This is a genomic window from Comamonas sp. A23 (assembly GCF_004522605.1).
GTDB classification, from domain to species: Bacteria; Pseudomonadota; Gammaproteobacteria; order Burkholderiales; family Burkholderiaceae_C; genus Comamonas; species Comamonas thiooxydans.
The window spans coordinates 288,716-315,035 of the sequence record NZ_RSDT01000002.1; the positions used below are offsets into that span (position 1 = coordinate 288,716).

Annotated in this window: 20 protein-coding genes; 5 read left to right on the plus strand and 15 right to left on the minus strand. The window is 64.2% G+C overall.

Annotation, left to right across the window (positions count from 1 at the left end; genetic code table 11):
• Position 1 precedes the first annotated feature (1 nt).
• The gene (gene lldR / locus EIC84_RS05780; RefSeq protein WP_003067750.1) at positions 2–772 is read left to right on the plus strand and encodes a transcriptional regulator LldR; all 771 of its coding nucleotides are present in this window, start codon (positions 2–4) and stop codon (positions 770–772) included.
• The gene (gene lldD, locus EIC84_RS05785; RefSeq protein ID WP_003067752.1) at positions 769–1,902 is read left to right on the plus strand and encodes an FMN-dependent L-lactate dehydrogenase LldD; all 1,134 of its coding nucleotides are present in this window, start codon (positions 769–771) and stop codon (positions 1,900–1,902) included. The genes lldR and lldD overlap by 4 nt, the downstream gene beginning before the upstream one ends.
• 114 nt (positions 1,903–2,016) lie before the next feature.
• On the opposite strand, the gene pbpC is transcribed toward lldD, so the two are convergent.
• From pbpC to argH, 11 genes are all read right to left on the minus strand, one after another.
• Positions 2,017–4,389, minus strand: coding sequence for a penicillin-binding protein 1C (pbpC, locus tag EIC84_RS05790; RefSeq protein WP_050788991.1), 2,373 nt, complete (start codon positions 4,387–4,389; stop codon positions 2,017–2,019).
• 169 nt (positions 4,390–4,558) lie between these two features.
• Positions 4,559–5,116, minus strand: a complete 558-nt coding sequence (locus tag EIC84_RS05795; RefSeq protein ID WP_012837236.1) for an HdeD family acid-resistance protein — start codon at positions 5,114–5,116, stop codon at positions 4,559–4,561.
• A 106-nt stretch (positions 5,117–5,222) separates the two neighbouring features.
• A complete protein-coding gene (locus EIC84_RS05800) occupies positions 5,223–6,098 on the minus strand; it encodes an endonuclease/exonuclease/phosphatase family protein (protein WP_003067758.1) in 876 nt (291 codons plus the stop codon).
• Between the two features lie 66 nt (positions 6,099–6,164).
• Complete coding sequence (locus tag EIC84_RS05805) at positions 6,165–6,551, minus strand: VOC family protein (protein WP_003067760.1); 387 nt, start codon at positions 6,549–6,551, stop codon at positions 6,165–6,167.
• Positions 6,552–6,585: 34 nt separating this feature from the next.
• Positions 6,586–7,452, minus strand: coding sequence for a carbohydrate ABC transporter permease (locus tag EIC84_RS05810; RefSeq protein WP_034362726.1), 867 nt, complete (start codon positions 7,450–7,452; stop codon positions 6,586–6,588).
• On the minus strand, positions 7,449–8,369 hold the full coding sequence (locus EIC84_RS05815) for a carbohydrate ABC transporter permease (RefSeq protein ID WP_046460342.1): 921 nt from the start codon (positions 8,367–8,369) through the stop codon (positions 7,449–7,451). The genes EIC84_RS05810 and EIC84_RS05815 overlap by 4 nt, the downstream gene beginning before the upstream one ends.
• Before the next feature lie 35 nt (positions 8,370–8,404).
• Complete coding sequence (locus EIC84_RS05820) at positions 8,405–9,694, minus strand: ABC transporter substrate-binding protein (RefSeq protein ID WP_003067767.1); 1,290 nt, start codon at positions 9,692–9,694, stop codon at positions 8,405–8,407.
• Between the two features lie 46 nt (positions 9,695–9,740).
• A complete protein-coding gene (locus tag EIC84_RS05825; protein WP_003067769.1) occupies positions 9,741–10,862 on the minus strand; it encodes an ABC transporter ATP-binding protein in 1,122 nt (373 codons plus the stop codon).
• Positions 10,863–11,092: 230 nt separating this feature from the next.
• The gene (locus EIC84_RS05830) at positions 11,093–17,104 is read right to left on the minus strand and encodes an alpha-2-macroglobulin (RefSeq protein WP_003067772.1); all 6,012 of its coding nucleotides are present in this window, start codon (positions 17,102–17,104) and stop codon (positions 11,093–11,095) included.
• 152 nt (positions 17,105–17,256) lie between these two features.
• Positions 17,257–18,237 (minus strand): Bug family tripartite tricarboxylate transporter substrate binding protein, encoded by a 981-nt coding sequence (locus tag EIC84_RS05835; RefSeq protein WP_003067774.1) that lies wholly within the window; start codon positions 18,235–18,237, stop codon positions 17,257–17,259.
• 99 nt (positions 18,238–18,336) lie between these two features.
• Complete coding sequence (argH, locus tag EIC84_RS05840) at positions 18,337–19,785, minus strand: argininosuccinate lyase (RefSeq protein WP_003067776.1); 1,449 nt, start codon at positions 19,783–19,785, stop codon at positions 18,337–18,339.
• Positions 19,786–20,124: 339 nt separating this feature from the next.
• On the opposite strand from argH, the gene EIC84_RS05845 reads away from it, so the two are divergent.
• From EIC84_RS05845 to EIC84_RS05855, 3 genes are all read left to right on the plus strand, one after another.
• Positions 20,125–21,084 carry a DMT family transporter gene (locus EIC84_RS05845; protein WP_003067778.1) on the plus strand — a complete coding sequence of 320 codons (960 nt, stop codon included), beginning with the start codon at positions 20,125–20,127 and terminating at the stop codon, positions 21,082–21,084.
• Between the two features lie 194 nt (positions 21,085–21,278).
• A complete protein-coding gene (locus tag EIC84_RS05850) occupies positions 21,279–22,349 on the plus strand; it encodes a sensor histidine kinase (RefSeq protein WP_003067780.1) in 1,071 nt (356 codons plus the stop codon).
• Positions 22,330–23,067: a LytTR family DNA-binding domain-containing protein gene (locus EIC84_RS05855; RefSeq protein WP_003067782.1), complete on the plus strand. Its 738-nt coding sequence runs from the start codon at positions 22,330–22,332 to the stop codon at positions 23,065–23,067. The genes EIC84_RS05850 and EIC84_RS05855 overlap by 20 nt, the downstream gene beginning before the upstream one ends.
• A gap of 48 nt (positions 23,068–23,115) precedes the next feature.
• On the opposite strand, the gene EIC84_RS05860 is transcribed toward EIC84_RS05855, so the two are convergent.
• The 4 genes from EIC84_RS05860 to EIC84_RS05875 all read right to left on the minus strand — a co-directional run bounded on the left by EIC84_RS05860 (position 23,116) and on the right by EIC84_RS05875 (position 26,247).
• Positions 23,116–24,075, minus strand: coding sequence for a ZIP family metal transporter (locus tag EIC84_RS05860; protein ID WP_003067784.1), 960 nt, complete (start codon positions 24,073–24,075; stop codon positions 23,116–23,118).
• A gap of 200 nt (positions 24,076–24,275) precedes the next feature.
• On the minus strand, positions 24,276–25,181 hold the full coding sequence (locus tag EIC84_RS05865; protein WP_003067785.1) for a dienelactone hydrolase family protein: 906 nt from the start codon (positions 25,179–25,181) through the stop codon (positions 24,276–24,278).
• A 95-nt stretch (positions 25,182–25,276) separates the two neighbouring features.
• Positions 25,277–25,588, minus strand: a complete 312-nt coding sequence (locus tag EIC84_RS05870) for an AzlD domain-containing protein (protein ID WP_003067787.1) — start codon at positions 25,586–25,588, stop codon at positions 25,277–25,279.
• Positions 25,585–26,247 (minus strand): AzlC family ABC transporter permease, encoded by a 663-nt coding sequence (locus EIC84_RS05875; protein WP_034362752.1) that lies wholly within the window; start codon positions 26,245–26,247, stop codon positions 25,585–25,587. The genes EIC84_RS05870 and EIC84_RS05875 overlap by 4 nt, the downstream gene beginning before the upstream one ends.
• Between the last annotated feature and the right edge of the window lie 73 nt (positions 26,248–26,320).

The following is a 26,320-nucleotide window of genomic DNA, read 5'->3' on the forward strand; positions in this document are numbered from 1 at the left end:
CATGCCCGCCATCCGCCTGTCCGACCGCGTTGCCCAGCAGTTGCTGGAGCTGATCCAGAGCACCCAGCTCCAGAGCGGCGCCAAGCTGCCGACCGAGCGGGCGCTGGCCGAGCAGCTGGGGGTCTCGCGCACGGCGCTGCGCGAGGCCATACAGAAGCTGGCCAGCCGCGGCGTGCTCGAAAGCCGCGTGGGCGCCGGCACTTTTGTCGGCTCGCGCGTTCCGCTGTGGCACGAGCAGGCCGTCGCACCGCTGGAGTCCTTGCTGCGCGACGACCCCCAGTATCGCTACGACGTGCTGGAAGCACGCCAGGCGCTGGAGCTCAGCACCGCCTGGTATGCGGCCCAGCGTGCCACCGACAAGGACAGGGACCGCATCCGCCGCTGCTTTGACGACATGCTGCGCCACCAGCAGGCGCGCGATGCCGCCAGCGCGGCCCGCTCCGACGCACAGTTCCATCTGGCAATTGCCGAGGCTTCGCACAACGCCGTGCTGGTGCAGCTCATGGGCAGCCTCTTCGAGCTGGTGCTGGGTACCGTGGCCCAGAACCGGCGCCTGATGTTCGTGCATGATGATCTTTCGACGCTGGAGCATCTGACTGCGCAGCACCACAACCTCATGCAGGCCATTGTCGACGGCGAGCCAGAGCAGGCCAGAAGCGCCATCGGCCAGCACCTGGCCTATGTTCACGAAAAGCTGTCCGAGTCGGATGCCGAAGCGGCCCGACGCAAGCGGCTGGATCGTTTCTCCTCTTCCTCCGCCATTTTTTCATGATCATTTCCTCCACCACCGACTACCGCGCGGCTGCGCAAAAGCGCCTGCCGCCCTTTCTGTTCCACTACCTCGACGGCGGTGCCTATGCCGAGAAGACGCTGGCCCGCAATGTCGATGACCTGGCCGACGTGGCCCTGCGCCAGCGCGTGCTCAAGGACATGAGCCAGCTGGACACCAGCATCGAGCTGTTCGGCGAGAAGTTCTCGATTCCCGTGGCGCTGGCTCCCGTGGGGCTGACCGGAATGTTCGCCCGCCGCGGCGAAGTGCAGGCCGCCATGGCCGCTGATAAAAAGGGCATCCCCTTCACCATGTCCAGCGTCTCGGTCTGCCCCATCGAGGAAGTCGCGCCCAGGCTGGGCCGGCCGATGTGGTTCCAGCTCTATGTGCTCAAGGACCGGGGCTTCATGAAGAACGCGCTGGAGCGCGCCCAGGCTGCCGGCGTCTCCACCCTGGTCTTCACCGTGGACATGCCCGTGCCTGGCGCCCGCTACCGCGATGCGCATTCGGGCATGAGCGGCCCCAACGCCGCCATGCGCCGCTACCTGCAGGCCGTGACCCATCCGCACTGGGCCGTGGACGTGGGCCTGATGGGGCGCCCGCACACGCTGGGCAATATCTCCACCTACAAGGGTCAGAACGTCTCGCTCGAAGACTATATGGGCTATCTGGGCGCGAACTTCGATCCCTCGATCTCGTGGTCGGACCTGGAGTGGATCCGTGACTTCTGGAAGGGTCCCATGCTCATCAAGGGCATTCTCGATCCCGAGGACGCCAGGGATGCCGTGCGCTTCGGGGCCGACGGCATCATCGTCTCCAACCACGGCGGGCGCCAGCTCGACGGCGTGCTCTCCTCGGCACGCGCCCTGCCGGCCATTGCCGATGCCGTCAAGGGCCAGATCAAGATCCTGGCCGACTCGGGCGTGCGCAACGGCCTGGACATCGTGCGCCTGCTGGCCCTGGGCGCAGACTGCACCATGATAGGCCGCGCCTTCGTCTACGCGCTGGCCGCGGAAGGCGAAGCCGGCGTCACCAACCTGCTGAACCTGCTCGAAAAGGAAATGCGGGTGGCCATGACGCTGACCAGCGTCAAGAAGGTCTCGGAGATCACTGACGATCTGCTGGTGCGCTGAGCGCCTCTGAGAGACGGCGCTGCTGCCTCCCGATGGCTTGGCTTGAGGACAGTCATGTCCGGCGGTCATGCCCCGTCTGCAAACCGCTGACCCCAACCAGCGGTTTTTTCATGTCTATCTTTTTTTCTTGATGTCCTCGGGGCCCGCAACCAGTGCGCCGGCACCACGCACCTCGAGCGCAATGCTGTCCAGCACCTTGCCGGAGGCATCAAGCAGCTCCAGCTTGTGGCGCCCCGGCCAGGGCAGCCAGCCCAGCTGACTGCCACGCCCCAGCTCGCGCTGCACTTCCCGCATCACGGGTTGGGCGTTCTTGTCTGCTGTGGCGGGCGCTCCATATTGCCGGGTCACCAGCCGCCAGCGCAAGCTGCTGTCGCGCCAGTCCTGCTCGGCCGCCATGCCGGCCTGGCGCGCCACCAGCTGCACGCGCTGGCTATCGGGTGGAATATCGGGGTCCAGCGCCAAAATGGTGCCATTGGCCGGACGCGAGATACGCACAGCGGCCGCAGCCGCAGCGCTGCCGGACTTGCTGCCTTTTTGCCTGGCTAGGCTTTTCTGCTCTGCACTGCCCGCCACGTGATCCATGGCAAACAACGACTGCTGCGTGCCTTCCACAAACCATTCGCCACGGGCGCTTTCGATGGGCGTTCCGCCACTGGCCAGCGCGCCAAACTGCACTTGCTGCTGCAGCACGCCGATCGGAGCCCTGGGCGCGCGGCTGGACAGGTTGCGATGCAAAAAGCCCATGATATCGGCCCAGATGGGCGCTGCGCCGCTGGTGCCGCTGACCGAATGCATGGCCTCGCCACCCGCATTGCCCACCCAGACGCCCACGGTGTAGCGCTCGGACCAGCCCACGGCCCAGTTGTCGCGCATATCCTTGCTGGTGCCGGTTTTCACGGCCGTCCAGAAGCGCGTGGCCAGCACGCTGTCCGTGCCGAACGTCGGGGCCCGCGCCATATTGTCGGAGAGAATGTCGCCCACGATAAAAGCTGCCCGCGCATCCAGTGCCTGCACCGCGTCGTCGCCGGTTTTGCCGCCGGCCTTGCGGCTTTCAGTCTGAGGCAAGGCCCAGCTCACGGGACGATATTGACCGCTATTGCCCAGTGCCCGATAGGCATTGGTCAGATTGAGCAGCGCGACCTCGCTGCTGCCCAGCGCCAGGCTGAAGCCGTAATAGCCTCCGCTTTCGCGCAGCGGCAGACCCAGTTTTTTGAGCTGCTCGAAGAAGGCGTCGGGCGTGACCATGACCAGCGTGCGCACCGCAGGCACATTGAGCGAGGAAGCCAGCGCCGTGCGCGCCGATACCCAGCCCTTGAAGCGCCGGTCGTAATTCTGCGGAATATAGAGGCCGTTCTGCGTGGGAATATGGGCCGATGAATCCTCGATCAGCGAGGCGGCCGTGATGCGCTTTTCGGCAATCGCCTGGGCGTAGAGAAACGGCTTGAGCGTGGAGCCGGGCTGACGCAGCGCAGTGACGCCATCGACCTCGGACGCCTGGCTCAGCGTGCCCGAAGAGCCCACCCAGGCCAGAATCTCGCCTGTTCGGTTGTCCAGCACCACGGTCGCACCATCTTCCACATTGCGGCCCTGCAACTCGCGCAGATGCTGCTGCAGGCTGGCCACGGCAAAGCGCTGCAAGGGTGCGCTCAAGGTTGATCGCACCTGCTCCTGCCCCCTGTTCTGAGGCAGCGCCAGCCAGCGCCGCGCGAAATGCGGGGCCACGCCCTCGCTGGCCAGCCATTGACGCCGCTGCAGCACGCTGGAGGTGTAGAGCTGCATGGCCGAGCAATCCCTGGCCGCCACATCATCGGGCACCATCACCTGCAGCACGCCACAGGCACGCTGGGCCACCCGCTCCACCGAGGCATTGGGTGCCCGCACCAGGGCTGCGGCAATGGCGGCCTCGCGCGCGTCCAGCCCGTGTGCTGCCTTGCCGTACAGGCTTTGCGACAGCGCAGCGATACCCACGATCTCGCCGCGGAACGGCACCAAGTTCAGATAGGCCTCGAGAATCTGGTCCTTGCGCCAGCGCCTGTCCAGCACCTGGGCCGCCACGGCCTGCCCCACCTTCTGCACCACGCTGCGCCCACCCGGTCCCTGACGCCAGTCTCCATCCAGCAGACCGGCGAGCTGCATGGTGATGGTGCTCGCGCCGCGCGTGCGTGTGTTCCAGAGGTTGCCCCATGCAGCTGCGGTGACGGCAGCCCAGTCCACGCCGCTGTGCTCGTAGAAACGCTTGTCCTCGCTGAGCACCAGGGCCGTGCGCAGTGCCGGCGAAACATCGGCCAATGCCACCCAGGGACCGCGGCGCACCGTGCTGTCGGTGCGCAAGCGCTGCAGCACCTCGCCTTCGCGCGAAAGCAGAAGGGTCTCCGACGAGCGATGGTCGCTGCGCACCTCGTCATAGCTGGGCACGGCTTGGCTGCTAGCGGCAAGACCCAGCCACAAGGCGGCCGTCATGCCAACGGCTCGCCAGAACGGCTTCATTCTCTGGGGCTGGAAATACCGCTGCATGCCTTGTTTCATGTCTTTGTGCGCTGTTGGAAGTCTGCAGGCATTGTCCCAAAGATGGCATGGCAAACTGTCCGCTCAGGCAAGCGGCAATAAAAAAGCGGCTCCAGCGAGCCGCTTTTTTTCCGGAACCACCGCCTTTTCTTCAGGCCGTGAACTTCTTGATCTTGAACGCCAGTATCACCATCAGCACGCCAAAGATGACGGCATAGGTCGCCAGCACCCACAGCATGGCCATCATGCCCGCGCCGGGTTGCATCAGCACGAAGATGCCGAACAGCACCGAGAGCAGCCCCCCGAGCACCAGCACCCATTCGCCTTGAATTTCCTTGCGCAGACGCAGCGCCGCGACGATCTGCAGCACACCGGTCATCAAGGCCCAGACGCCGATATAGATGGTCAGAACCAGCGCCGTAATCGCAGGGTTGATGACCGTGAGCACCCCCACCACCACACCCGTCAGCCCCCACAGCAAAACCACCCACCAGTGGCGCGACTGTTGACGGCTCTTGATGGCGGTGTAGATGCCTAGCAAGCCGTCGACAAACACATAGGCGCCAAACACCAGCACCAGCGCGGCGGCGGACGCCGCAGGCTGCATCCAGGTCAGCACGCCGAAGATGATGGCTGCGGCGCCGCGCAACAACAGCACCCACCAGCTACGGTGCAACATGATGGACATGGACGGAATTTCTACAGGCATGAAGACTCCTCTCTTTTAGAACGTGTTTACGTTCTCAGGGTTTCACAACAGTGCGACTTGTGCAGCCACTCGTCTCTCGAATCCAGCTTCGACCCTAGCAACAAGCTCAGCCCAGCGTCAACATCACAGGCTGGTGATCAGACGCCTGTGTGGCGCTGTCAACACTCCAAGTGTGCACTCTCTGACACAAGCTATCGCTGACCCATATCAAGTCGCATGCCCCAGGCTCTGCCCCCCAGGTTCGATCCACCAGTCTGAAGGTCGGAGGCTGCGGTTGCCCGGGATACAGCACATCCCAGCTATTGCGCCACTGCCCGGCCTGCAGACAGCCTTCCTCGCCGGCAACCCAAGGTGCAGACAGAACGGCATATTCGGGCTCGTGCGGCTCGAAGTTGAAATCCCCACAAAGCACGGCATGGCGGGTATGCGGCTTGGTTTGATAGGGCGAGCCATCGCTGGCCGGCTGAGGCGGGGCATCGGCCAGCGCACAGGCCTGCATCTGCAGGGCACGCAGTGCGCCGGCCTGCGCCATGCGCTGACGCGCCGAGAAATATTCGAGATGCGTGGTCATGATGCGTACCGGTCCCAGCGCCGCGTCATCGACCGTGACCACGGAACACATGCGCTGCATGCAGCGCATATCGGCTTGGGCCGGCATGGGCAGCAGATAGTGCTGAACCAGCAGCACCGGCAGCCGCGTGGCAATCAGATTGCCAAAACGCTGATGGCCACTGGACGTGAATTCATCGACCGATGCGCCAAAGAAAATCTGCCAGCCCGGCAACAGCGCCTTCAGCTCGGCCAACTGGTCGCCGGGCCTTCCTTGCAGATCGGGGTAGTTGACGGCGATTTCCTGCAGGCACAGCACATCCAGACCGCCGGACTGCTCGCCCATTTGCAGCGCGTGACGCACGATGCGTTCCACACTGACCAGTCCATCCATGCCGCAGCACCATTGCACATTCCAGGTCAGGATATTCATCTTGTCGCGTCTTTCCAGATTGAAAGTGGCTGAAGCCCCGGCAGCCACTATTTTTACAGCAGCTGATCAGGCCAAGTTCTCGCGCAACTGGAACACATTGCCTTCCTTGTCCATGGCATTGCAGGCCGCAAAGCCAGGACCTTGCCAACGCTCGTCAAACACTTGTCCGCCCAGCGCCTGTGCTGCGCTTTCGGCGTCGGCAATCGCCGGCACGGTGACAAAGAACTTGAGTGCCACATCGGCGCGGCGCTGCGGTGGCGTGCCGATCTTGACCCGCGCCGCAATCTCGGCCGGCAGGGCGTGAATCACCAGTTGCAACACGGCGGACTCCAGCACGATGACGTGCGCATCTTCATGCAGTCGCCGCATGCCCAGAACCTGCTCATAGAAGCCTGCCAGACTCTGGAAATCCTTGGCATAAATCAGCACACCAGCAGCAGCGGGACCGGGCATCGTCAACTCCTCAAATGGTTTGACTGTATCCCAGTCACTTGATGCCCGCACGCATGAAGCTTTGCACGAACTGGCGCTGGAACAGCAGGAATGCAATAAGCAGCGGCCCTGAAGTCATCAGTGTGGCGGCGCAGATGGTCGACCATTCCACGCCCGATTCCACGCTGGAGAAAACCTGCAGGCCCACGGTGAGCGGACGCGACTGCACGCTGTTGGTGATGATCAGAGGCCAGAGAAAATTATTCCAGTGAAAGCTCACCGAAACCAGCGCAAACGCCGTGTAGACCGGCCTGGCCAGCGGTACGTAGACACGCCAGAGAATCTGCAGCGTGCTGGCACCTTCCACGCGCGCGGCTTCGTCCAGCTCGCGGGGTATGCCCATAAAGGTCTGGCGCAGCAAAAAGATGGCAAAGGCCGAGGCGAAATACGGCAGACCTATGCCCGCCAGAGTATCGATCGCCCCCAGCCCGGACATGGTCTGATAGTTCGCCACCAGCAGAATGTCCGGCATGATCATCAGCTGTATCAGCACCAGCGCAAACGCTACATTGCTGCCGCGAAAGCGCAAGCGTGCAAAGGCAAATGCAGCCAGCGTGGACAGCAGCAGCTGCACCGCCAAAATCATGGCCACCAGCAAGATGGTGTTGAGAAAATAGCGCGCAAACGGCGCGGCTTCCCAGGCATGGCGGAAGTTCTGCAGCGTCCAGGGCGCGGACAGATCCAGGCGCGTGGACGCATCGGAGGGGTGAAACGCCGTCCAGACCGCATAGGCCAGCGGCAGCAGCCACAGCAGGGCCAGCGTCCAGGCAGCCAGGGTGTCCAGCCATGAAGCGCCATAAAAGCTCACGCCCTGGATTGCCCGGGCGCTCCTGCGCCCTGGCAGAAATGAAGCAGCTGTCATTGATAGTGCACCTTTTTGTCCAGCACGAAGAACTGGAACAGCGCCACGGCAGCCAGCACCACGACCAGCACCACGGTGATGGCCGCGGCATAGCCGGTATCCCAGAACTTGAAGCCCACTTCGTAGAGGTGATAGAGCAGCAGCGTGGAGGCATTGTCCGGTCCGCCACGTGTGAGGATGAACACATGGTCCACGAGCCGGAAGGCATTGATCACGGCGTTGACCAGGATGAACAGCGTGGTCGGCATGAGCAGCGGCCACTGCACGCGGCGCAGGAAATACCAGCGCGATGCGCCTTCGATGACCGCTGCCTCCTTGAGGCTGGGATTGAGCGTCTGCAGCGCGGCCAGATAGAAGATCATGAAAAAGCCGGCCTCCTTCCACACGGCCACCAGCGTGATGCAGGCCAGGGCCGTGGACGGATCGCCCAGCCAGTTGTGCGCGTCCAGGCCCAGTGCGCCGCGCAGTTGCTCCAGCAGCCCGTACTGGGGCGTGTAGAAGAACAGCCAGATATTGGCCACGGCAATCATGGGCAGCACCGTGGGCGTGAAATAGGCCATGCGCAGCAAGGCCCGCCCCGCGAGCTTCTCGTTGACCCACAGCGCCATCAGCAAGGCCAGCCCCATGGACAGCGGAATGGTGGCAGCAGCAAACCAGAGGTTGTTGCGCACGGCCTGCCAGAACACGGGGTCGTCGACCATGAGCGCATAGTTTTCCAGCCCCACCCATTCTCCGGACTGGCCGCCACGACCCGTGGCATGCAGGCTGTCGATCAACGTGGACAAGGCCGGCCAATGTGTAAAGCCCAGCAGCAGCACCAGCGCCGGCATGAGCAGCAGCCAGGCATGCACGGCCTGCTTTCGTGCTGCGGCCTGCGCCAGCCTGCGGGCGGCCCCGGATGACAAGGGCGCAGACATGGCACCCTTGCCGGGTTCAAGCGCCGGACTGCTCATTACTTGTAGCGACGCAGAATGCGGTCGGATTCCTTCTGCGCGTCGTCCATGGCCTGGGCTGCGGTCTTCGTGCCGTTCAGGGCCGCCTGAATCGCATCGTTGAGCACCTTGGTCACGCGCTGGTTCTCATGGGTGGAATACTCGGCCACCGACACGGGCAACTGGTCACGCGCCACCAGGGCCTGAGGAAATTCCTGGCCGTACTTCTTGAGCGCAGGCGTCTCGTAAGCCGCGGGCGAGACCGCCACATAACCGCTGTCCATGCTCCACTGGGCGGCACGCTCGGGCTGGGTCACCCATTTGGCAAACTCGAACGCAGCCTGCTGCTGCTCCTTGGGCGCGTTCTTGAAGATGTAGAAATTGCCCCCGCCCGTGGGCGAGCCCTTGCGGACATTGCCGGCTATCTGGCCCACGCCGAAGTCGAACTTGGCATTGGCGCGGATATTGGTGAGATTGCCCGTGGTCGTCACGATGATAGCGGCCTTCTTTTCCATGAAGTCCCTGGGCGTCGTGCCCCACTCCACCACACCTGCCGGGTGCACGCCGTCCTTGACCAGGCTGACCCAGAAGTTCAGCGCTTCCACCACCTTGGGGTGGTTGAGCATGACGCGGGTGCCGGACTCGTTGGCCAGCAGCACATCATTGGGCGTGGTCAGGGTCTGCAGCATCCAGTAGCCAAAGCCTGTGGACGGAATCTGGATGCCGTATTGCACGACCTTGCCGCTGGCGTCCTTCTTGGTCAGCTTGTGGACGGCCTCCTTGAGTTCCTTCCAGTTCTGGGGCGCCTTGTCGGGGTTCAGGCCGGCCTCCTTGAAAGCTTCCTTGTTGTAGTACATCACCACGGTGGAGCGCTGAAAGGGCACGCCCCAGGTCTTGCCACCGGTCTGGCTGTTGGCCATGAAGGCCGGATAAAAGCCCTTGAGCCAGGCCTTGTCGGCATCGGTCTTCACGAAGTCGTCAATGGGCGCAATCGCGCCCTCGTCCATCAATGTGAACATATCGGTGGACAGCAGCACCGAGGTCGCAGGCGCCTTGCCGGCCTTGTGCGCCGTCAGCGCCTTGACGATGGTTTCCTGATAGGTGCCCGCATAGATGGGCGTGATCTTGTATTGCGGATGCGCCTTGTTGAAGTCCGCCGCATAACCGTCTATCACCTTGGTGATGGGGCCACCCACGGCCACGGGGTAATAGAAAGGCACTTCCAGCGGGGACTGCGCAAGAGCAGTGCCCGCCAGGCCAAGGCCGGCGGCAGCGGCGATCACGCCATGAACAAAGGTTTGACGACGCATGGGAATCTCTCCTCGGGAATTGCAGACAATGGAAAACACCGGCGGCTCAGGCTGCGGCCAGCAAGGAGCGGGCGGATTCCACCGCCTGCCCGCAAACATGAATGCGCCCGCCCTGCGCATCGAACCAATGCGAAGCCTGCTGCGGCCAGTACAGGATCACGCCTTGTCCAGGCCGCAGATCTGCATGGGCATGGCCGGGCACACGCGCCGTCAGCAGCTCGCTGCCCACCAGGCAGCGCAGCACCAGATCGGCACCCAGATATTCAAAGCCCTGCACGGTGGCCGGAATGCCGTTGCCCAGACCCTCGTTACCGCCGTCGGCATCACCTGCCACGGCAATCACCTCGGGCCGCACGCCCAGCGCTTGCGGATAGGCGCTGCCAGCCACCAGATCCGGGGCCACGACCACATCGCAGCCTGCAATCCGGTTGCCCTGCAGGGCCACGATGTTCATGGCGGGCGTGCCGATAAAGCGCGCGGCAAACGTGGTTGCGGGCTTGGCATAAATCTCGCGCGGCCCGGCCGCCTGTTCCACCCGGCCCTTGTTGAGCAGCACCACCTGATCGGCCATGCTCATGGCCTCGGCCTGATCGTGGGTCACATAGACCACTGTCAGCCCCAGACGCTGCTGCAGCTCGCGCAGCTCGGCGCGCATTTCCTGGCGCAGCTGGGCATCGAGATTGGATAGCGGCTCGTCCATCAGACAGACCCTGGCCCGCGCCACCAGCGCACGACCCAGCGCCACGCGTTGCTGCTGGCCGCCCGAGAGTTGCCCAGGCCGGCGCTCCAGCAGCGCCGTCAGTCCCAGCAGCTCGGCCGTTTGCTCAAGACGCTGCTCGCGCTCGGCCTTGCCAAGCTTGCGTACCCGCAGACCGAACTGGATGTTGTCGGCCACGCTCAGATGCGGGAACAGCGCATAGTTCTGAAACACCATGGCAATGCCGCGCTCTGCGGGCGGCAGATGGGTGACGTCGCGACCATCGATGCGCACCGACCCCGAGGTGGGAATGTCCAGCCCGGCAATCATGCGCAAGGTGGTGGATTTGCCGCAGCCCGAAGGGCCGAGCAGGACGCAAAACGAGCCTGGTTCAATGCGCAGATTCACGGCATGCAGGGCCGTGGCGTCACCCCAGGATTTGGCGACGTTCTCCAGCTCGATCAAAGACATCGCGCCAGTCTAGAAAGACTGGATGACAGCCGCGTGTCAGCCCAGATCCAACCAAATAAAAACAGGAGCTTCTTGCGCCTGCTATTTATTGATCTCAGATAGAAATGATCTTGAATCATCCTTTTTAAATGCGAAAGCAGCTTCAATATCCATAGCATCAGTGCATGAAAAAAGCCCCGGCTGCTTGCGCAGACCGGGGCTTGGCGTATGGCCGGGAAACCGCTGAAAGCTTACTTGGGCATCACCACCTTGATCTTGGCGTTGGGAATCTCGCCAAACATCTCGGGCGCATACAGCGCTTCGGCACGCGTGGGCGGCAGGGCGAATTCACCGGCGTTGTTCAGGCGCACCGTGTATTCGACCTTGGTCGTCCCTGCAGGCAGATACTGGTAGTAGGCACGGTAGGACTCGAAGCTGCGCTCTTCGTAGGCCAGCCAGCCGGCCCCCTCCTGCTTCTCGCCCTTGGACGCGATCTCCGAATCACGGCCCAGGCCGCCACCCAGAATGGTCGCCCCCGTGGGGACGGGATCGGTGATGGCCACCCAGGTCATATCGGTCTTGGCCTGTACTTCCAGCGTCACGCGCAGCACATCGCCGCGCGTGTACTGGCCGCCACCGAACAGGCCCTTGTCGGCCTGCTCCACGGGCGTGACGGTCTTCTTGATGGTGTAGCCGGCGCTGAACGGTGCCTTCAGGGCCACGGCCGCCACGGACTGCACGGTCAGCCAGGGCTTGCCCGTGCCTTGCTGCGTCACGCTCAGCTGACCCTTGCCGGCCTTGGCCCAGGGCATGAACATGGTGTTGTTCATCAGGCCGCCGGCGCGCACGGGCTCACCGAAGACGCTGTTGGAATGGGCCGTGCCCTGCGCATCCTCGGACGTGGCGCGCCTGACCTCGGCCCAGTTCACCTTGGCCTCGTTGCCGTTCATGCTGGCCACGGTGCTGCCGGCCACGGGCTCGGACTCGAACTTCTGCGAGAAGCGGCGTAGCGCCAGAGCTCCCCAGAGGTTGGCCGTGGTCGTGTTCCAGGCACCGCCCTGCTGGCGAGCGATAAAGCCGCTGACCAGGCGCGGCATGTCTTCGGCCCATGCCGGGTCGTTGATGGTCGCCAGGATCAGACGCGCCAGATTCACGTCAGGGCCCTGCATCAGCCACCACCAGCCATCGTCCTGATCGGTCGAGAAGCCGGCACGCGTGCCGTTGTAGGTCAGGCGGGCACGCAGAATCTGCATGGCCTGAGCCAGGCGCTCATCGCGCTGGGGCGCCTCGCTCATGCGCTGCAGCAGCATCACCCAGTCGATGACCGTGTGCGTGGGCCACTGGTTGGGCGTGGCATTGATGCTGTCGAGCATGCGCGGCGTGGCCTTGCCCGACAGTGCCAGTGCAGCAATCGCCGCCAGCTTGCGCATTTCCAGATCCTTGCGCGGGCTCCAGAAGTTGCGCTGGATGCGGCCTTCCACAAACGCGATCAGGCCGTCCTCCATGCGCGCACGTTCGGCTCCGGGGATCACGAAGCGCTTGTCAACGCCCTGCGCCATGGCCGACAGATTAAGCAGATGCGCGGTCAGCGTATCGCTGCCGCGGCTGACCGAGCCGTCCTGCGGCGGGAAGTAGTTGGCCAGGCCGTCACCGTCCAGATAGTTGGGCAGCTGGGCCATGGTGCTGCCCCAGAGCTCGGCGTTGTTCATGCCGACGGCCTTGCTGGTGGTCTGCTCCAGGCAGGAGTAGGGGTAGCGGGCCCACCAGTCGCGCACGCCGGGCAGACCTTCGGTCAGCTTGGGTACCAGCGACATCTGCAGGCCGCCACGGCCTGGCAGCGCATCGGCTGGCGGATTCACGGGCACGCTATAGCTGCCGTTGACCTGCACCAGCGTGGCCTGCTGCACCGACAGCGGCACGGCGGGCACGATGCGCTGGCTGACCTTGAGCGCATCCTGCGCCGCATCGGCGCCACCAGCGGTGTCGCGCGCAGAAATCTCCCAGATCAGCGCCTCGGCACGCGTGCCGGAGAGCTGAGCCGGAGCCTTCACATCCCAGGCCACTTCACGCGCCTCGCCGGCGGGAATCTCCACGGTCTGGGCCTTGAGTTCCAGCAGCGTGGCGCGCGGCGTGACCTCCACCTTCATGGCCTTGGCCGAGGTGTTGCGCAGCGTGACCTGGGCGCGGAACTGATCGTCCTCGCGCACCAGGGGCGGCAGGCCGCTGATGATCTGCAGATCCTGCGTGGTGCGGATCGCCGCCTGGCCGGTGCCGAACAGGCTCACGCCCGCATCGGCCACGGCCACCACCTGGAAGTTGGTCAGGGCGTCGTTGAGCGGCACCTCAATCAGCGCCATGCCGTTGCCGTCCAGCACCACATCGGGCTTCCACAGCAGCAGGGTGTCGAGCAGTTCGCGTGTGGGGCTGCGGCCACCGCCACCGCCCGCAGGCACGGCCTTCTTGCCGTAGTGGCGACGGCCGATCACCTCCATTTGGGCCGTTGCCGTCTGCACGCCCCATTCGCGGCGCGTCAGCATGGCATCGAGCAAATTCCAGCTGCTGTTGGGCATCAGCTCCAGCAAGGCCTGGTCCACGGCCGCCAGCGCCACATGGGCACCTGCTGCAGGCTTGCCATCGGGCAGCGTGGCCTTGACGGTGACCTTGGCCGTGCCGCGCACCTTGTAGCTGGACTTGTCCGAGGAAACCTTGACGTCCAGCGTATTGCTCTTCAGGCCCACGCGAATTTCGGACATGCCGAAACGGAAGGCAGGCTTGGAGAGGTCCACCATGGAAGTCGGCGCGATGAATTCCTTGCCGTCATTCCAGAAGGCACGCCACCACTCCAGCGGCGACTTGAAGCCCCAGGTGAAGAAGCTGTACCAGGGCACTTCCATCAGGCGGCCGCGCAGCGCCAGCACGCTGACATAGGCATTGGGGCCCCAGTTGTCTTCGATCTTGACGTCCACCGTGGGGTTGTCACCCGCCAGCTCCACCACCTGGGTGCTGACGATGCCTTCGCGCTCCACTGCCACCAGCGCCGTGGCGCGGCGGAAGGGCATGCGCACCTGAAAGCGCGCGGTCTCGCCGGGCTCATAGCTCTTGCGCTCGGACAGCACGTCCATGCGGTCATGGTCTTCGCCGCCGAACCAGAGTTCGCCCTGGCCCGTGACCCACACCGAGGTCGCGGCCTGGCTGCTGCGGCCTTCCTTGTCGGCAGCCTTGACGATCAGCTCCACCTCGCCGGGCTGGGACAGCTGGGCCTCGCATTGAACAAGGCCATGACTGTCGCTGGTGCCCGAGCACACGGTGCCCAGATTCTTGAGCGTGGTCTGGTTGTCGTAGCTGTAGAAGCCGCCCACCAGTCGCTTGCGGCTGGAGGTGGTGATGCGCGCCACGGCCTCGACCTTGACGGGCACGCCGGCCTGGGCCTTGCCTGCCGTATCCAGCGTCAGCGCCTGAAAGCGCAGCTTGCGGTCCACCGAGATCCAGTTCTCGGAGCGCACGCCTGCCACCACGGCAGCCGGCCAGATGGTGCGCGTGCTGCGCAGGGTCTGCACCTCGCCGTTCGGGTCGGCGTAGGTCGCTTCCATCAGCAGCTCGCGCGGCTCACCCGACTTGGGCAGCTTGTCGATGCTGACCTTGCCCAGACCGTTCTTGTCCAGCGTCACGGGCAGCTTGTCGGCCACGACCTTGGTGTCGTCGGCCGCCGTGCTTTCCTCATCGTCGCTGCTGCCCACGTCCTGGGCACTGCGCGGCGGGTTGAAGCTGAAGCCATCCCATCCCGCGAAATCCAGCGATTTGGAGCGCAGCAGAGCCGACACCTTGACCGGCAGATTGGCGGCGGCACCACCCGAGACATAGTTGATCTGCACTTCGGCAGGCACGCTGCTGACAGCGTAGAGCTGCTCCTTGCCGGCCGGGCCCACACGTCCCTCCATCACGGGAAGGCGGAACTCCTCGACACGGAAGATGCCCGTGCTGAAACTGGAGCGACGGCCGCTGCCATTGGTATAGCCCAGCTCCACCGCATATTCGCCGAGCTTGGCGGCCTTGGAGATGGGGAACTCGCTGCTCGCGCTGCCGTTGGCATTCCAGCTCAGGGCCTGGGTAAAGCGCTGGCCGCTGCCCAGATGGGTGATGGTCAGGCGGTCAGGCTTGTCCTGGGTCTGTTCAAAACCCGTGGAGTTCTTGCCGGGGCCCGTCAGGGCACGCAGAAAGTGCTTCATGGACACGGTTTCGCCGGCTCGGAACAGCATGCGGTCAAACACCGTATGCGCGACTTCGTCGCGCTTGCTGCTGGAGCTGGTCGGCACATTGAAGCGCCAGGACTCTATGCCCTTGTTCCAGTTGCTCCAGACAAACGCCAGTTCCTCGCCAGCCTCGGTCTTGGCCCGCGCACTCACGAAATAGGAGTTGCTGCGGTAGTAGCCGTCTTCGTTGCTGCAGGAAGGCGGATTGGGATTGAGGCCGTTGAAGGTCACCAGACCCTGGGCATCACTGACGGCCGAAGCAATCGCCTGACCGTTGCAGTCCGAGACCTGCACCGTCGCGCCCGGCACCACCTTGCCCTTGTCCAGCGTCGTCACCCAGGCCACGGAGTTCTCGCGGCCCAGCTTGAAGTGCACGGCCAGATTGGTCACCAGCACCGAGGTGCGCACATACATGGTGCGGCCCGCTCCATAGCCTTCGTCGAGCAGAGACTGGCCCAGCATGGGCGAGGCGATCTCCACTACCTGGAAGCCCGGGTTCAGCGGAATGCCGACGACCTCAAAGGGGCGCGGGTCGCTCTTGGCCGCCTTGGGCAGCTCCAGCGTCTGGGTCTGGCTCTGGCCGTCCAGCAGCGACAGCATGCGGGTCTGCACCCAGTGCTTGTCGTCGTTGATGACAGGAGGCAAGACCTTTACATCACGCGCAGCGCGCTTGCGCTCCACGCTGTAGCTGTCATAGCGCTCGACCTTTTTGAGCCAGGCGATGATGTCGGCGTCCGAGCCGCCCTTCTTGGTGCGCACCACGCTGGCGTCCAGCGACTTGCCCAGAAGCTGCGGCTCCACATTGCGCAGCGTCACGGGCAGCAGCGCCGGGCCCTTGGGGCCTTCGGCAAAGCGCTCGACGATGCCGAAGGGCGCGGCGGCAAACTTCACCAGCGGCGGCATATTGCCCGTGGCCGTGGCCAGCGGGAACAGATTGGCATTGCTCAGCGTGCGGCCCGCTGCATCCTTGAACTGCGGCGGCAGCTCCACCACATATTTGGAGTTCGGCTGCATGGTGGCGGGAAAGCTCACGCTGTCCACCAGCGAATCCTCGGCCAGCTTGTCGCCGTTCTGCTCGATGATGGGTGCCACGGCCGAGGCACCGCTCTTGAGGCGTATGCCTTCGATCAGCTTGCGCGGCACCGGCGCGCTGAATGACAGCCGCATGGGACGGATCGGCAGGCAGGCGGCGTTGGCGTTCTCGCGCTCGCAGCTAAAGTCGGCGCTGAAGGGCTGGCGCACCTGGTACTCGTAGCGCTGCTCGTCCTTGCTGACCAGGCCGTTGGCCATGGCCACGCCCTTGCCATAGACCAGGGTCATCTTGCTGCCCGAGGTCAGACGGCGGTTACAGGCCAGCACCGCATAGTTCTGCGGGTTCTTGGCGGCATCCTTGTCCCAGTGGCGCTGCTCGAGCACGGCCTCGCGGTCCTTGCCCTCGATCAGTTGCACGGGAATGCGCTCGCCCACACCTTCGGAGGTACACCAGACGCGCTGCTTGAGGCTGTCGACGGATGCCGCGCCCGTCAGGCGCAGAGCAAAGTACTGCTGCTCGTCCACCTCTTCATAGGTGTCGGGCGCAATGCTGGCCACCTGCGGTCCGCCGGTCTGGAACTGATAGCTGGCTGCGCCCGTCAGGGCCCCGCCCGATACGCTCTTGAACTGCGGGTTGAGCTGGGCCGTGCAACGCACGCCGGCGGGCAGGTTCTGGGCAAAGTCGAAGACCCATTCCTTTTCGCTGTTCCAGCGCCCCGTGCCCTTGGCGGCCTGCGCATTGCTGCACTGCAGATTGACCGGCGCCGCGGCCTTGGGGTCGCCAAAGCGCACAGCTGCCCCATCGAACTGCACCACCACCTGGCCCACCTTGCTTACATCGCCCTGCGGGCTGAACTGGCGCACCCCCACGGCATGGGCCGCCGTGGCCGCCAGGCCCCATAACAGGCCTGCCTTGAGCAGCGCGCGCCAGTGCGGCGCGATCTGCTCCCTCTTCCTTCCCTCTGCATAAGGCACAGTCATACAGTCACTTCCTTTTGGGGCCGGCGTGGCCGGCCCTGGCTGTTTGAATCTGAAGTCTGGAGTCAGCGACGCAGCAGTGCGAGACGGCAGAATGCAAAAAGCCCTGCCTCGCAAGTGAAGCAGGGCCTTGAGCAGGTGCCGCACGCGCGAAACTACTGCGGCTGGAAACCGCTGCGCTGAATGATACCGGCCCAAACCTTGGAATAGGCGACCTCACGCTCCCCCAACTGGCGGGGATTCATGTATCCAACTGTAAGCCCCAACGCCGTCAGCTGCGCGTAGACGTCACGCTGCTTGAGCACATTGCCCACGGCTGCAGAAAAGCGCTCGACAAAGGCCTGGGGCACGCCCTTGGGCGCAAAGATGCCGTAGTAAGGCATGTCCTCGAAGCCCTTGATGCCCTGCTCCAGCAAGGTCGGCACTTCGGGCATGGAGGCCTGGCGCTTGGCGCCCAGCACGCCGATCACGCGCAGCTTGCCAGCTTTCTGGTTCTCCATGAAGTCGGGCACCGAGGCAATGCCGGCAGGAATCTGATTGCCCAGCATATCGGCCAGCAAGGGAGCGCTGCCGCGATACGGTGCCGCCACCAGATCGAGCTTGTAGTGGTCGGCCAGGATCTTGACCAGAAATTCGGGCGTCGATGCCGGAGCCGGAATGCCGATGGTTCCGTTCTTGGCACTGCCCCTGGCCCAGGCCGCGTACTCGGCCAGATTCCTCACCGGCGTGTTGCTGGACACGGCCAGCGCATTCACGAAAGTGGCGACCCCGGCCACGGGAATGAAGTCCTGTTGCGGATCGAAGCCCGGCTTTTTCACGACCTTGGGCAGGATGGAGATGGTGTGGTCATGCGTGAGAAACAGCGTATGGCCATCGGCAGGCGAGGCCTTGAGCAGTTGCGCGGCAATCTGGCCGCCGGCACCGGGGCGATTCTCCACCAGCACCGTCGCACCGCCCAGTTCGTCCTTGAGCTTGTCGGCCAGCAGGCGCGCAATCGCATCCGAGCCACCGCCGGGCGGAAAGCCCACCAGAATGCGGATGGGCTGGCCCGACGAGGCCCAGGCCAGCGGGCCCAGGGCCGATGCTGCCACCGCTCCCGCACCGGCTCTCAGCAATTGACGACGAGATTGCGTCATGTGTTTTCTCCTTATGCTTTTTCCAGACTAACCAAAACAAAAGCGCCCGGCAAAGGGCGCTTTCAAGGCGTGAACGTTACGCCACAGTGCTTGAGTCCATCAGGCCAGACGAGCGTGGTGCTTGGCCAGTTGCGCACGCACCTGCGCCGGAGCCGTACCGCCCAGCGTGTTGCGGGCATTGAGCGAGCCCTCCAGACTCAGGGCCTCGAACACATCGGCCTCGATATTGGGGTTGAAGGCCTGCAGCTCGGCCAGCGGCAGCTCGGTCAGGTCCACGCCCTTCATGGTGGCCAGCTTCACGGCGTGAGCCACGGTTTCGTGGGCGTCACGGAAGGGCAGACCCTTCTTGACCAGATAGTCGGCCAGGTCGGTGGCCGTGGCATAGCCCTTCAGGGCAGCAGCGCGCATGTTCTCGGCATTCACGGTGATGCCGCCTTCCTTGACGCCGCTGGCGGGGTTGAGCTGGCCGCCGATCATCTCGGCGAAGATGCGCAGCGTGTCCTTCAGGGTATCCACCGTGTCGAACAGCGGCTCCTTGTCTTCCTGGTTGTCCTTGTTGTAGGCCAGGGGCTGGCCCTTCATCAGCGTGATCAGGCCCATCAGATGACCGACCACGCGGCCGGTCTTGCCGCGTGCCAGCTCGGGCACGTCGGGGTTCTTCTTCTGGGGCATGATGGACGAGCCGGTGGTGAAACGGTCGGCGATCTTGATGAAGCCGAAGTTCTGGCTCATCCAGATGATCAGCTCTTCCGACAGGCGGCTCACGTGCACCATGCACAGCGAGGCAGCAGCGGTGAACTCGATGGCGAAGTCGCGGTCGGACACGCCGTCCAGCGAGTTCTGGCTCACGCCTTCCATGCCCAGGGTCCTGGCCACGCGCTCGCGGTCCAGCGGGTAGGTGGTGCCGGCCAGGGCGGCAGAGCCCAGGGGCAGCACGTTGACGCGCTTGCGCACGTCCAGCATGCGCTCGGCGTCGCGCTTGAACATTTCCACATAGGCCAGCATATGGTGGCCGAAGCTCACGGGCTGGGCCACTTGCAGATGGGTGAAACCGGGCAGGATCACGTCCACATTCTTGGCAGCCACGTCGACCAGCGAGCGTTGCAGCTCCTTGAGCAGGCCTTCGATCAGGTCGATCTCGCTGCGCAGCCACAGGCGCACGTCGGTGGCCACCTGGTCGTTGCGGCTGCGGCCGGTGTGCAGACGCTTGCCGGCATCGCCGACCAGCTGGGTCAGGCGCGCCTCGATATTCAGGTGCACGTCCTCCAGATCCAGCTTCCACTCGAAAGTGCCGGCCTCGATCTCGGCCGTGATCTGCGCCATGCCCTTCTGGATGGAGGCGAAATCTTCGGCTGCAATGATCTTCTGGGCCGACAGCATTTCGGCGTGTGCCAGAGAGCCCTGGATGTCGGCCTGCCACATGCGCTTGTCAAAGAACACGCTGGAGGTGTAGCGCTTGACCAGGTCGCTCATGGGTTCGGAGAACAGGGCAGACCAGGCTTCGGCCTTGGAATCGAGCTGGTTGTGCGAAGGAGCAGATGTAGACATGTGAGGGCAACAATCCCGTAAAACCACAGGCCGCCCAATGCAGAAGTTTGGCGTGACGGCTGTGCAAAGCAGAAACAGGGATTTTATCGGCCTGACCCGGCGCCGGCGCCAGAGCACCCCAGAGCCATTGCCGGCCACTGCGACAAAGCAGCATTCGCGCCCCAAAAACTCACTAATCAATAGCACCATGTAATTGATGGATAAGGCCTGCAAGCCTTATTTCCCCGAGCCGACAAATCCGGCTGCAGCCACCCGGTTTCTGGCTTGCGCGGACAATCACATCGTCCCCGCTCACTTCCCTCCCAGGCCGCTGCCCAAGCGGCTGACGCGCCTCCCGGCATGCATTCCCGCTCTTCCCTGATTTCCGGCCTCGGTTTTGCGCTGGCCGCCTGCGCGCTCTGGGGCGCGATTTTTCTCGTGCCGGCCATGCTGCCGGAGTTCTCGCCGCTGCAGATCACCTTTGGCCGCTTCGTGCTCTATGGTGTAGTGGCCTTATGCGTTTTTCTGCCTCGGGCCACCAGGCTGCTGCCCAGGCTGCAAGCGGCCGATATCCGGCATCTGGTCTGGCTGGCCCTGACGGGCAATGTGGTGTACTTTGCCCTGGTTGCCACGGCCGTGCAATGGATAGGCATGGCCGTGACCTCGCTGATCGTGGGCCTGGTTCCCGTCACCGTGCCGCTGCTGGGCCGCAACACCCATGGCGCGCTTCCGCTGCGCCGCATGCTGGCGCCGATGGCACTGATCCTGACCGGCATCGTGCTCGTCAACGCCCATGCGCTGACCACAGGGCCCGAAGGCAGCCAGGGGCGCTATCTGCTGGGCGTGCTGATGGCCGTGCTGGCCATGCTCTGCTGGAGCCGCTACGCGCTGGACAACACCCGCTATCTGGCGCAGAGTCGCTTCAACGGCACGGAATGGTCCACGCTCTGGGGTCTGGTCGTAGGGCTGATCAGCGCCTTGCTCTGGGCGCTGCTCTGGCTGGTATCGCCGGAGGCCAGCGGCGCCAACAACCCCGACATTCCAGCCCAGCGCTGGCAGCTGTTCTGGCTGTTGAACCTGGCCGTGGCCGTGCTCTCGTCCTGGCTGGGCAACTGGATGTGGAATGCCGCCAGCCAGCGCCTGCCCATCACCTTCGTGGGCCAACTGCTGGTATTCGAGACCCTGTTCGCCCTGGCCTACCACTTCCTCTACGAGCAGCGCCTGCCACGGCTCGGCGAGCTGGCACCCATGCTGCTGATTCTCGCAGGCCTGGTCTGGTCGCTCAGACGCTTTCAGGCCGCAGGCAGGGCTGCAGCCTAGTTTTGAGTCAGCACAAACGCTGATGCATCAAACCGACAGATGCCGCGCGAATTGCAGCTGCACAGCGGCTGCTGGCCAATAATCACAGGACTTGCGCAAATTCGGACCGGGCATGCTGCCCTGTCGACAGGGATGCCCTTTGTGCTTTTTTGCCCCAGTCTGCATCCAAGACACCGCCCTGCTCCAGACCACCTGTGCCCATTTCACCGCTCATCGCCGCCACTCCCGCATCGGCCCGCACGGTCCTGGTGTTCGACGCCTGCAATGCCGGTGTGGTCCTGCGTGCCGTGCTGTTTGTACAGGTGGTGGTGAGCACGGCCGCCATCTATGGCGCGGACTCGCTCTGGGAATGGTTTTCCAGCGCCGCCCTGCTCACCGGGGCTTGCCTGCCCGGCACCCTGGTCTGGCTGATAGCAGCCTGCAGCCTAAAGCACCAGTTGCAGCGCCTGGGCACGCGCGGCCAGTATCTGGCCGGCGTGCTGCTGGGTGCCCTCGCGGGGCTTTATGCCTGCGGCATGCTGCTCTTCATAGGCATAGCCAAAGTCCCCTGGCTGGCCAGTGCCGTCACGGGAGGCCTGCTGGCCGCGCTGCTGGTGACGGCGCTGGTGCTGCGCGCGCGCGGCAACACGCCGGCGCAGACCCAGGCCCGTCTCACCGAGCTGCAGTCACGCATCAGACCGCATTTTCTGTTCAACACCCTCAACAGCGCGATTGCGCTGGTGCGTGCCGAACCCGCCAAGGCCGAGGCCTTGCTCGAGGACCTCAGCGACCTGTTTCGCTATGCGCTGGCCGAACCCCATCTAACCACCACGCTGGCGCAAGAGATAGAGCTGGCCCAGCGCTATCTGTCCATAGAGCAGGTTCGCTTTGGCGAGCGGCTGCAGATGCAGTGGCAGCTCGATGAAAGCGTGCATGGCGCACTGCTGCCGCCGCTGCTGCTGCAGCCGCTGGTGGAGAACGCCATCCGTCACGGCGTGGAGCCCAATGCGCGCGGCGGCAAGCTGCAGGTCCGCACCGAAAGGCGCGGCAACGAGGCGCTGATCCAGATCATCAACACCTTGCCGCCAGCCAGCGCCGAGCATCAAAGCACGGGCCATGGCATGGCCCTGGACAATGTCAAGGCCAGGCTGTCGCTGCTGCACGATCTGCAAGGCAGTTTCAGCGCCAAGGTGCGCGACGGGCTGTATGTGGTGCGCCTGAGCGTGCCTTTGCAGCAGACCGCGCCAAAACCGGGACAATCCCGTCATGCACATTCTGATCGTTGATGACGAAGCTCTGGCTCGCGCCAGACTGCGCACTCTGCTCGGCGACTGCGCACATGGCCCCCACCATATTCAGGAAGCCGCCGACGGCGAACAAGCCCTGCAGATGCTGCAGGCTGCACAGCCGGCCCCGGTGCAACTGGTGCTGCTGGACATCCACATGCCGGGCCACAACGGGCTGCGACTGGCAGCGGCTCTGGCCGAGCTGCCCAACCCGCCCGCCATCGTGTTCGTGACAGCGCATGCCAGCCATGCGCTACAGGCTTTCGAGCTCGATGCCGTGGACTATCTGACCAAGCCCGTACGCCTGGAACGCCTGCAGCAATCGCTGCAAAAGGCCGAACGTGCGCTGAGCACGCGCAGCGTCGTGGACAGCGGCCCCGTCCTGCTGATCCAGGAGCGCGGCGGCACGCTGCGGCTGCCGCTGTCCGAAGTACGTTTTCTCAAGGCAGAGCAGAAATACATCACCGTGCGCACCGTGCAGCGCAACTACATCCTCGACGGAGCACTGGCCGATCTCGAAACCCGCCATGGCGAGCATCTGCTGCGCATACACCGCAACGCCCTGGTGCTGCGTGCGGCCCTGCGCGGCCTCGAGAAATATGACGACCCGCAGGAAGGCGAAGGCTGGGGCCTGCGCCTGCAAGGTGTGAGCGAGCTGCTGCCGGTCTCGCGCCGCCAGCTGGCGGCGGTCAAGACCGAGCTCAAAGATATTTCCTGAATAAAAAAACCGGCTGGAAGCCGGTTTTTTTATCGAATGCAGTTGCAATCAATGCTCGTGCTTGTGCGCCGCTTCATGAGCAGCCGCGGGCGCGGGGGCGGGCTCGTGCGAATGCCCGACCTCGGCACCATGATCGTGCTCATGCTCGTGTCCATGGTTGTGCGCCGCACCGCTCATCACCGTCACGATGACGATGCCCAGCAGCAGCCAGAAGACCTGGGCTGCGGTTTCCTTGGCGCTCAGGCGCTTTTGCAGCTGGGGAATCAGGTCGGCCAGCGCCACATAGATAAAGCTGCTCGACGCAATGACCAGGAAATATGGCAGCAGCTCGTGCAGCTGTCCGATGAGGAAATAGCCAGCCACCCCGCCCAGCGTTGTCACGGCCCCTGCCATGGACACCTTGATCAGCGCCACGCGGCGATTGCTGCTGGACTGGCGCAGCACCACGATATCGCCCATGTGATGAGGCACCTCATGCGCCAGCACCGACAGCGCGGCGATCAGGCCCAGACGGATGTCGGCCACGAAAGCCGATGCAATCAGCACGCCATCGCCAAAGCAATGCACGCTATCGCCCGTCAGAATGGCCCAGCCGCCCTTGCCATGGCTGTGAGCGTGCGTATGCTCGCCATGCTCATGGCGGGCGTGACCATGCTGGTGATCGTGGCCATGACCGTGAGCATGGTGCACGGGAACATGCTGGTGGGCGTCGCCATGCGAATGCTCATGGCCGTGGTGCCATAGCTCGGCCTTGGACAGCAGAAAGAAAAACACCAGCCCGATCAGCAGCACCACGAACAGATCATGGGACTTGCCGTGGCTCTCGAACGCCTCGGGCAGCAAATGCATAAAGGCCGTGGCGAGCAAGGCTCCCGCCGCCAGGCTCAGCAAACGCTGAGGCATCAGCCCTGGCGTGCGCCCCCCTCCCAGACTCATCAACAAGGCGGCCACCCAGACACTGCCGATACCAGCAGCCAGGGTGGCCAGAATAATTGCTACCAATGTCATAGCTTTATATGGCTTAACCGCAACCTTTTACAGGCGAATCTTGAGGATTTTCGCAGAATGCGCCGCCCAACGCGGCCCGCTTGCGACTATCCCCATACCGTCAGCCCCGGATGCGCATGACATGCATGGCACGCCGGGACTTCTTTCACCTTAGCAAAGCTGTCAAGCCCCCCGGGCCGAAAATTTCAGCGTATGAGGCATCAAGCCACGCCATGCTGGTTGAACCAGGTCAGCATGCGGGTCCAGCCGTCCTGCGCGGCCTGCTCGCGATAGCTGGGGCGGTAGTCGGCATGGAAGGCATGGGGCGCCTCGGGGAAGATCACGAACTCCGAGGCCCTGGCGGCCGCAGAGCCGGTCTTGAGAGCTGCTTTCATGGCTTCGACCGACTCCAGCGGAATGCCCGTGTCCTTGCCGCCGTACAGGCCCAGCACCGGCGCCTTGAGCTGCCCCACCAGATCCAGCGGATAGCTGGGCTGCAAATCGTTCTTGTTGCCCTGCAGACGCCCGTACCAGGCCACGCCGGCCTTGAGCGGGGCATGCGCCGCATAGAGCCAGGTGATGCGCCCGCCCCAGCAAAAGCCGGTGATGGCCAGCTTCTTCACATCGCCGCCCTGCGTACCCGCCCATTGCACGGCCGCGTCCAGATCGCCCATGACCTGGGCATCGGGTACCTTGGCGATCACCTCGCTCATGAGCTTGGCCATCTCGGCATAGGCCATGGGGTCGCCCTGGCGCACAAACAGGTCGGGCGCTATCGCCAGATAGCCGGCACGAGCCAGGCGGCGGCAGGTGTCGGCAATGTATTCGTGCACGCCGAAGATTTCGGAGATCACCAGCACCACGGGCAGATTCTGCCTGCCCGCAGGCATGGCCCGGTAGACCGGCAGCTTGAAGCCTTTGACATCGATGCTGACCTCACCTGCCGTCAGGCCGTCGACCGGAGTCTTGATGGCCGTCTGTGCCATGACCGGCCCGGCAGCGCAGGCATAGCCCACGCCCAGACCGGCCCCCAGGGCTGTGCGCAAGGCCGCGCGGCGGCTGGGCCGGGCATCGGTGCGACCGCCAAGCAGCCCCTGCATATCCTGAGCGATGTCTTCGTACTTCATGGATCCTCCTTGGGTTGATGGAATCTCAAGCCAGCCCGGCTCGCGCAGCAAGCCGGGCTGGCCATGCAGTCTAAGGCCAGTGCCTTTCCGTCAGCTCAGACCAGCCAGCGCAGCAGCGCCGCAGCGGCCGCCCCCAGAATCACCACCAGCAAGAACGGTGCCCGCAGCCACAGGGCAAGCGCCGCCACCAGCAAGGCGCCCAGACGCGCATCCAGGCTGATGCGCGTGCCGCTGGCCAAGGTGTTCATCACCGTCAGCGATGCCAGCAGCGCCACCGTCAGACAGGCCGCGATCTGGGCCATGCGCGGGCTGCGCATCCAGCGCTCGGGCAGGCTGTAGCCCAGCAGCTTGGTCACAAAGGCCAGCGCACAGGCCAGCAAAATCCATTGCCACAGGGACAGCGTCATTGCTCAGCCTCCGAAGGACGCACCCAGCCCCAGAAGGCGCCCAGGGCCGCGGCCAGCAGAATCGGCACGCCTGCGGGCACCCAGGGTATGGCCAGGGCCGTGACCAGCCCGCAGCCCAGTGCCAGCGCCACCGGCTCGCGCGCATTGAGGCGCGGCCAGAGCAGACCGAGAAAGGCCGCCACGGCGGCTCCGTCGAGACCGAAGCGGCGCGTGTCGCCCAGCGCATTGCCCATCAGCGCGCCCAGCAAGGTGAACAGATTCCAGAGCAGGAACACGCCCGCCCCTGCGACCCAAAAGCCGCGCCGCTGCTCGGCCAGATCTTCCTGCCCCGATGCCGTGGCCGCAGATTCGTCGATGGTCCAGTGCGCGGCCAGCCAGCGCTGCAGCCCTTTGACACCCAGCAGACGGCTCATCTGCATGCCGTAGATGGCATTGCGCACGCCCAGCAGCGAGGCAGCGCTCACGGCCGCCATGCCGCTGCCGCCACCGGCAACCACGCCGATGAAGGCGAACTGCGAACCGCCCGTGAACATCAGCGCGCTCAGCGCCATGGTCTGCCAGAGATTGAGGCCGGCCGCCACGGAAAGCGCACCGAAGGAGATGCCGTACAGCCCCGTCGCCACCGAAATCGACAACCCCATGCGCACGGCGGGCGTCATTGCAAAGCCTTTGAACAAGATATTTCCCGCAACAAGCCAGAACAATTCAGGAGCTGACAGCGCATGTGAACAA